The sequence below is a fragment of the Gordonia sp. (in: high G+C Gram-positive bacteria) genome, from assembly GCF_049299075.1.
Classification (GTDB): Bacteria; Actinomycetota; Actinomycetes; order Mycobacteriales; family Mycobacteriaceae; genus Gordonia.
In genome coordinates this window covers 1-6,768 of sequence record NZ_JBAQWU010000021.1, presented here as the reverse complement: position 1 = coordinate 6,768, position 6,768 = coordinate 1, and the positions used below count along the sequence as shown (strand labels likewise).

The 6,768-nt window shown below is 66.2% G+C and carries 7 protein-coding genes and 1 pseudogene; 3 read left to right on the top strand and 5 right to left on the bottom strand.

Annotated features, from left to right (window positions below):
• Positions 1-56: 56 nt before the first annotated feature.
• Positions 57-1,541, bottom strand: coding sequence for a SulP family inorganic anion transporter (locus tag WAW85_RS00855; RefSeq protein ID WP_422557777.1), 1,485 nt, complete (start codon positions 1,539-1,541; stop codon positions 57-59).
• A gap of 169 nt (positions 1,542-1,710) precedes the next feature.
• Here WAW85_RS00855 and WAW85_RS00850 point away from each other — a divergent pair, with 169 nt between their 5' ends.
• Positions 1,711-2,679, top strand: coding sequence for an acyl-CoA thioesterase (locus WAW85_RS00850; protein WP_422557776.1), 969 nt, complete (start codon positions 1,711-1,713; stop codon positions 2,677-2,679).
• Positions 2,680-2,704: 25 nt separating this feature from the next.
• Here the strand turns inward: WAW85_RS00850 and WAW85_RS00845 are convergent, their stop codons facing one another.
• From WAW85_RS00845 to WAW85_RS00830, 4 genes are all read right to left on the bottom strand, one after another.
• Positions 2,705-3,322 (bottom strand): FABP family protein, encoded by a 618-nt coding sequence (locus WAW85_RS00845; RefSeq protein WP_422557775.1) that lies wholly within the window; start codon positions 3,320-3,322, stop codon positions 2,705-2,707.
• Positions 3,323-3,545: 223 nt separating this feature from the next.
• The gene (locus WAW85_RS00840) at positions 3,546-3,851 is read right to left on the bottom strand and encodes a DUF1416 domain-containing protein (RefSeq protein WP_422557774.1); all 306 of its coding nucleotides are present in this window, start codon (positions 3,849-3,851) and stop codon (positions 3,546-3,548) included.
• 16 nt (positions 3,852-3,867) lie between these two features.
• Positions 3,868-4,695: a sulfurtransferase gene (locus tag WAW85_RS00835; protein WP_422557773.1), complete on the bottom strand. Its 828-nt coding sequence runs from the start codon at positions 4,693-4,695 to the stop codon at positions 3,868-3,870.
• A 55-nt stretch (positions 4,696-4,750) separates the two neighbouring features.
• On the bottom strand, positions 4,751-5,632 hold the full coding sequence (locus WAW85_RS00830; protein ID WP_422557772.1) for a DUF2993 domain-containing protein: 882 nt from the start codon (positions 5,630-5,632) through the stop codon (positions 4,751-4,753).
• 90 nt (positions 5,633-5,722) lie between these two features.
• Here WAW85_RS00830 and WAW85_RS00825 point away from each other — a divergent pair, with 90 nt between their 5' ends.
• Together WAW85_RS00825 and WAW85_RS00820 are read left to right on the top strand one after the other, a co-directional pair.
• A complete protein-coding gene (locus tag WAW85_RS00825) occupies positions 5,723-6,475 on the top strand; it encodes a winged helix-turn-helix transcriptional regulator (protein ID WP_422557778.1) in 753 nt (250 codons plus the stop codon).
• A pseudogene (locus tag WAW85_RS00820) lies at positions 6,472-6,768 on the top strand (mycothiol synthase); the annotation flags it as partial. The gene WAW85_RS00825 and the pseudogene WAW85_RS00820, both read left to right, overlap by 4 nt.

Sequence of the window (6,768 nt, the reverse complement as noted above, 5' to 3'; positions counted from 1 at the left end):
TGCTCAGCCTGTCGGCACGCTGACGCCGGCGGCGACGACCGGCGCCAATTCCGGGATCAACCGAGCGTGCCGCGCAGGCGGTCGTGGCGCTGGGCGGAATCGGGGTTGAGGCCGATGAACTCGACCGTCTTGCCTTTGGCGCGATAGCGGGTCTCGATGGCGTCGAGCGATGCCACCGTCGACGCGTCCCACACATGAGCGTCGGTGAGGTCGACGATCACCGTGGGTGGATCGTCGGCGTAGTCGAATTGGTAAACCAAATCGTTGCTTGAGGCGAAGAACAACTCGCCGCTGACCCGGTAGGTGCGCACCGATGCGTCGCTGTCGACCACGTCGACGCCGGTGAAGTGGGCGACGCGGCGGACAAAGAGCAGGGCCGCGGTGATCACGCCCGCGCCCACACCGAAGGCCAGGTTGCTCGTGGCGACGGTGATCGCGACCGTCATCACCATCACTGCGGTCTCACTGCGCGGCATTCGCCGCAAGGTGGCCGGCGCGATGCTGTGCCAGTCAAAGGTGCCCGCCGCCACCATCACCATCACCGCGACGAGTGCGGCCATCGGTATCTGAGCGACGAGTCCGCCGAAACCCACCACCAGGATTAGCAGGAAGACGCCCGCGAGGAACGTCGAGATCCGGGTCCGGGCGGCGGACTCTTTGACGTTGATCATCGTCTGGCCGATCATCGCGCAGCCGCCCATACCGCCGAAGAAGCCGGTCACCACGTTGGCGATGCCTTGACCGCAGGCTTCGCGGGTCTTATTCGAGTGGGTGTCGGTGATGTCGTCCACGAGCTTGGCGGTCATCAGCGATTCGAGGAGGCCCACCACAGCCATCGCGGCGGCGACCGGCGCGATGATGCGCAGCGTTTCCAGGTTCAGCGGGACGTCCGGAATCAGCCAATGCGGCAGCGTATCGGGAAGTTCACCCTCATCACCGACGTTGGGGACGGCGAGGGTGAACCCGACCGTCGCAGCGGTCAGGACGACGATTGCCACCAGCGGAGCGGGCACCGCGCGGGTCAGCCGCGGTAGTCCGACCATGATGGCCAGGCCGACGGCCACCATCGGGTACACCGGCCACGGCACATCGATGAGATGCGGTAGTTGCGCGGTGAAAATCAAGATGGCCAGGGCGTTCACAAAGCCGACCATCACGCTGCGCGGAATGAACCGCATCAGGCGGCCCACCCCGAGGGCGCCGAGAACGAGTTGGAACACCCCGGCGAGGATCACCGTCGCCAGCAGATAGTCGACGCCGTACTCCCGGGCGATCGGCGCCACCACCAGGGCGACGGCGCCGGTGGCCGCCGAGATCATCGCCGGGCGGCCACCCACGATGGCGATAGTCACCGCCATCGTGAACGAGGCGAACAGCCCCAACCGTGGGTCGACACCGGCGATGATCGAGAACGAGATCGCTTCCGGAATCAGAGCGAGGGCGACCACGAGACCACCGAGGACCTCGGTTTTCAGTCTGCGCGGGCTGCGGAGCGCCGTGAGCACATCACTGCGGCTGGCGATTTCGGCGAAGATGGGCACCGGCGTGACTCTACAGCTCGTCCACGAACCCCCATGTATCGCCGAATCTCACCGCGGTTACATGCGGATCACCGCGCCCTCACCGGTCCGGGCCGATGTGCTGTGCGATATCGGCCTGGGAGAGCCTTACCGAAGCTGCCCGGTGGCAGCCATTCACCAGGAGGTACCGATGCCCATCACCGATCGACAGATCACCTTGCGCTTCATGGCGGCACCCACCGATGTGGCCAGCCTCGGCGGCGGCGTTCGCGGTGGTCGCATCCTGGAGTGGGTTGATAAGGCCGCCTATGCGTGCGCGGCGGCGTGGTCGGGCGGCTACAGTGTGACCGCTTATGTGGGTAACATCAGCTTCGGCCGGGACATCTCGTCTGGCGATCTGGTGGAGGTGCGCGCCACGCTCATCTACACCGGCAGCAGTTCGATGCATATCGAATGCACGGTCTCGTCCGCCGATCCGCGGGTGGGCACCTTCCACTCGGCGAGCTCATGCCTGCTGGTATTCGTCGCCGTCGATGAGGAGGGCAAGCCGACGCCGGTGCGGCAGTGGGAACCGGTGCGCGCCGACGACGTCGAGCGGCACACCTATGCGCTGGCACGGTCGGATGTGCGGGCCAAGATCGCGGCTGAGATGGAGCTGGCCGATTACACGGCGCCCTCGGCAGCATTGGAAGTCGGCACGCGTTTCCTCGCCGCCCCCACCGATGTGAACTGGGGTGGCAAGGCGCATGGCGGCCGGGTGATGAACTGGATCGACGACGCGGCCTACCTGTGCGGTGTTCGCTGGTGTTCGGGGGAGGTAGCGACGGCATACATGGGCGGCGTGCGATTCTACCGGCCCATCCACATTGGGCAGGTCGCTGAGGTCTCCGCCCGGCTGATCCACACCGGCCGACAGACCATGCACGTCGCGGTGGATGTCCGCGCCTTCTGGCCGCGGGAGGGCAGTGAGACTGCGCGCCTGGCCGCGCACAGCCTCACTGTGCTTGCCGCCCTAGATTCGGCCGGTGACGCCACCGATGTGCGGCCGTGGATTCCGCAGTTACCGGGCGACGTAGCGCTGGATAACCACGCCCGGCAATTGATCGCTATCCGTGGGCACCGCCAGGCGGCAAGCGCCCATCGGATGGTCGCGATCTGACCACTGTCGGCGACCGGCGGGGGTGTCAGCCGATGATGCGCGTGAGTTTCGCGGACAGTCGCGGGGTCAGGTCGCCGTCGCTGTCGAGGCGTTCCTCGACGTACGCCAGGTCGCCGTCAGGTACCAGGCCGTACAGGCGTTTGGCGGCGCCGGTGTGCGCACCGGTATCGGTCTTGATGGTGACGTCGGTGGTGAGATTCCACGAGGTCTGGTTCAGCGGCCGACCGTAGTACAGCTCGATGGAGCCCTCGGCGTGGGTCAAGAGAAGCTCGATGGTGTCGTCCTCGCCGATCCGCCAGTAGCCGCATTCGCGCAGATCCGGTTGCACGTAATTACCGTCGGAGTCGAGAACCCAGGAGCGGGACTGCCAGTTCAGGTAATTGCTGCCGTCGTGGCTGACGATGATCTGCTGGCCGAAGTCGTAATCGTCGCCAGTGATCGGGTGATGGCCTTGGCCCACGCCCTCCCAGACGCCGACCAGCGGAAGCAGACCCAGCAGGCCGGGATGCAGATCCGGTCCCTGCCGAAGGTTCGCAGTGTCGACCGGCAACGGCAGATCGCCGACCGGCGGGACGTTTTTGTCCGCGGTCTCGGCGGCTCGCAGCTCAGCGTCGGCGATCGCCTCGTTGCCGGAGCGAGTCATGACTCGTCGCTGACCAGACGGTAGATGATGTACAGCGCGCTCCACACGATCAGCAAAGAGGCGAGGGCCAGCAGAACCTCGAAGAAAATGACCATGGGGTGATGGTACCTCGTGCATTTACCCGGCCGGTACCGTGTGCGTCCCGAGTGAACGATGTCTCTTTCGGCCCGGATGCGCCACGCCCCGCCGGCGAAAGCCTGCGGGGCGTGGCGTGTTCGGGGGCCTACTTGGCGACGGTGACCGTGAACTCGTGGATGCCAGGGGCGGCCGGGGCGGCCGCGGTCTGGCCTTTACCCTGCGCGCTGAGCGCGCGGAGCGTCCAGCTGCCCGGCGCGGCGAAGAACCGGAAGTCTCCGGTCGCCGACGCGACGACCTCCGCGGTGAACTCGCCCGAGGAGTCGAGAAGACGGACAAAGGCGCCGGGCACCGGGGTGCCCGCCGCGTCGAGGACCTGGCCGGTCAGGACGGTCTCCCGCTCGACGTCGACGCCGGCCGGAATGGTCTGCCCCTGCTTGGGTGCTGCACACATAGCTGTTGTTTCCTTCTCAGATCTCGACCGGAACGCCGACCAGGGAGCCGTATTCGACCCAGCTGCCGTCGTAGTTCTTCACGTTCTGCTTACCCAGCAGCTCCTGCAGCACAAACCAGCTGTGGCTGGAGCGCTCGCCGATGCGGCAGTAGGCGATGGTTTCCTTGGCGTCGTCGAAGCCCTTGCCCGCATACAGCGCGGTCAGTTCTTCGTCGCTCTTGAAGGTGCCGTCTTCGTTGGCCGTCGTCGACCACGGGATGTTGATTGCGCTGGGGATGTGGCCGCGCTGCTGCGCTTGCTCCTGCGGCAGGTGTGCCGGAGCGGCGATCTTGCCGGTGAACTCGTCGGGGCTGCGGACGTCGACCAGGTTCTTGACGCCGATCGACTCGACGACCTCATCGCGAAAGGCGCGGATCGAGGTGTCGGCGGGCTGCGCAACGTAGCTGGTGGCTTCGCGGACGACGGTCTCACCGTCGAGCGGGCGGCCGTCGAGCTCCCACTTCTTGCGGCCGCCGTCGAGCAGGCGGACGTCGCGGTGGCCGTAGATCTTGAAGTACCAGTAGGCGTACGCGGCGAACCAGTTGTTATTGCCGCCGTACAGCACCACGATGTCGTCATTGCCGATGCCGCGCTCGCTCAGCAGCGTGCCGAAGCCGTCGGCATCCAGGAAGTCGCGGCGCACCGGATCCTGCAGATCCTTGCGCCAGTCCAGACGAACGGCGCCGGGAATGTGGTTCAGGTCGTAGATCGAGGTGTCCTCGTCGACCTCAACGAAAACCACCTCGGGGTTGTCCAGATTCTGTTCAGCCCAGTCGGCGCTGACCAGCACATCTTCACGTGCCATGGGTTGTTCCTTTCGGCGAAAAGCTCAGCGGTAAAGCGTTGGGGGCGACGCTACCTCAGTAGTGCTGCGGCTCGACCGTGCCCGCCGACTGGGTACCCGCCAGAATCAGGTCGCTGCCGCGCGACAATGCGCTGGTCACGGGCGTGTTCCATGCCAGTGGAAGTTCCGGGAGGGTCGTCGAGAAGAGTTTAAGTACGTGTGAGCGAAACTCGTCCGGCACCGATTCGGTGAAATGCTCTTCGGGTCCGGTGTAAAAGTCGGTTGCCTCGATGCGCACGCGCCCGTTCACCACAGCGACGCGAGCCGAGACACTCACCTTGACCTTCGGGTGACGGTACTCGGCGGCCGACGGCGGATACTTGCCGTCCCGTTCCGGCGCGCCGGGGAGTGGCACGGTCCCGCTCAAGAGGATGCCGTCGGTGCGTTCGAGTAGACCGTCGCCGGGGCCGCCGGCGCCGACCTTGCCCTCCGGCGCTGGCGTATTCAGGTACAGGTCGACAATGTTCATCAGGCGGCCCAGATTCACTGAGTTGACGCGGGTTTCGGCGGTCAGCGTGGAAAACCCGATCGGTGAGGAGCCGCTGATCTGCCAGGCATTGCCGAGCCGAGCATCGCTCAGCCGGGCGGTGATATCGGCAGTGCATGCGCCGCGGTCGGCGCAACCGTCGATCGCGGCGCCTCGCCCGATGATCTGTACCCCGCTGAACTCGCCCGCCGCGGCGCGCGGCACAAATCCGAAGCCGTTGATCATCACCTCCGGCTCGTGCTGCAGGGAAGGTGCGGTGAGGAGTGCCCGGGCTAACCGGTGTTCTGCACGCGACGCCGCGACCAGATCGATCAGCAACGCCGCGACCAGCACAATCACCGTGGCAACCAACGCCCATGCCAGCGGGCGTCTCACGCTGGCGGCACCGGAGATTCGGGATTGGGGGCTCATTGCCGCTATTCTGTCATTTGAGTTCAAGGTGCTGCGACCAGCGTCGATCGACAGCCCACATGCAAGGCCACCTCGAGAATGGGAGTGGTAGTGGACCTGTTGCTGTTGACCGATGAACCCGCCGCCGATGTAGTTTTGGGTTCCCTGGCTTTACTTCCTCACCGGGTGCGCATCCTGCCCGCAGCCACCTCGGCGCTCATGGAGACCGGGGACGCCGACGTCGTGCTGGTCGACGCCCGGCGTGATCTCGCCGGTGCTCGCGGCCTGTGCCGACTGCTCGGCGGCGGTGATACCCGAGTCGGCGTGGTGCTGACCGAGGGTGGCTTGGTGGCCGTGACCGCGGACTGGGGGATCGACGATTTCTTGCTCCCGGAGATCGGACCGGCCGAACTTGATGCGCGATTGCGGTTGCTCGTAGCCCGTAAACAGGGCAGCGACGAACCCGACGATCGGGTGACGCTCGGTGAGTTGGTGATCGACGAGGCTACGTACACCGCACGGTTGCGTGGTAAACCGATCGACCTCACGTACAAGGAATTCGAGCTCCTCAAGTATCTCGCGCAGAACGCTGGCCGAGTCTTCACCCGAGCCCAGTTGCTCCACGAGGTATGGGGCTACGACTTCTTCGGCGGGACCCGGACCGTCGACGTCCATGTCCGACGGCTGCGCGCGAAACTGGGCAGTGACCACGAGGCACTGATCGGCACCGTCCGCAACGTGGGCTACAAGGCGGTGCGGCCGTCGCGGACCCGGGATGGTCGGGACGCCGCGCCCACCGACGGCGACGATTCTGCTTCCGATGCCGAGAACCAGGTGGGCAAAGCCGATACCGTGGGGGCGTGACCGCCGACTTTGCCTCGCGACTCGTCCACGGCGTGCTGGCCGCCGATGAGCTCGCCGCCGCTCGCGCCCTGATCTCCGCGGCCGAAGGCGCCGACGGTGTGGTGCCGCTCTCCGAACAGTTCATTTGCGCGTTCGCCGCCCCCGACGGCCGCCACGTCCTGAGTCCGCACGGCTACGCCGGGATCGTCGTCTCGCCATCGGGTAGCGTCGCGGTCGAGGGAGTGGTGGATCCGGCGTATCGGGGCCGCGGCGAGGGTGCCGCGCTGCTGGCCACGGCCCTGGCCGAGGGGCGC

Excerpts from the sequence above, each read along its gene's own strand:
- WAW85_RS00850 (WP_422557776.1), top strand. The coding sequence starts at position 1,711 with ATGCCCATCACCGATCGACAGATCACCTTGCGCTTCATGGCGGCACCC.
- WAW85_RS00845 (WP_422557775.1), bottom strand. The coding sequence starts at position 3,322 with ATGACTCGCTCCGGCAACGAGGCGATCGCCGACGCTGAGCTGCGAGCC.
- WAW85_RS00840 (WP_422557774.1), bottom strand. The coding sequence starts at position 3,851 with ATGTGTGCAGCACCCAAGCAGGGGCAGACCATTCCGGCCGGCGTCGAC.
- WAW85_RS00835 (WP_422557773.1), bottom strand. The coding sequence starts at position 4,695 with ATGGCACGTGAAGATGTGCTGGTCAGCGCCGACTGGGCTGAACAGAAT.
- WAW85_RS00830 (WP_422557772.1), bottom strand. The coding sequence starts at position 5,632 with ATGAGCCCCCAATCCCGAATCTCCGGTGCCGCCAGCGTGAGACGCCCG.